The sequence below is a fragment of the Bacillus sp. SIMBA_008 genome (assembly GCF_046535495.1).
Classification (GTDB): domain Bacteria; phylum Bacillota; class Bacilli; order Bacillales; family Bacillaceae; genus Bacillus; species Bacillus subtilis.
The window spans coordinates 1-245 of sequence record NZ_JAWRWL010001066.1 but is presented as its reverse complement, the minus strand read 5'-3'; the positions used below and the strand labels follow the sequence as shown (position 1 = coordinate 245).

The 245-nt window shown below is 71.0% G+C and carries 1 protein-coding gene; it reads right to left on the bottom strand.

Translation table 11 applies throughout. The annotated features are described in order from the left end of the window. On the bottom strand, positions 1-165 hold a 165-nt coding region (locus tag SB658_RS26690), incomplete at its 3' end, for a BCCT family transporter (RefSeq protein ID WP_410603512.1). Between the last annotated feature and the right edge of the window lie 80 nt (positions 166-245).

Sequence of the window (245 nt, the reverse complement as noted above, 5' to 3'; positions counted from 1 at the left end):
TGCGACGAGCAGCGCGAGTGCGAGAACACCCTCGAGCGCGGCCCACACGATGCGTGACCACGTCGGCGGGTTCGGGTGACCGCCCGACGCGAGCATGTCGACGACGAGGGAGGCGGAGTCGCTCGAGGTGATGTCGCAGCTCGGGCTGCAGACGCTCCAGAACATCGGCCAGTCGGTCGAGACCCTCTCCGGCGGTCAGCGTCAGGGCGTCGCCGTGGCGCGTGCCGCGGCCTTCGGCTCGAAGG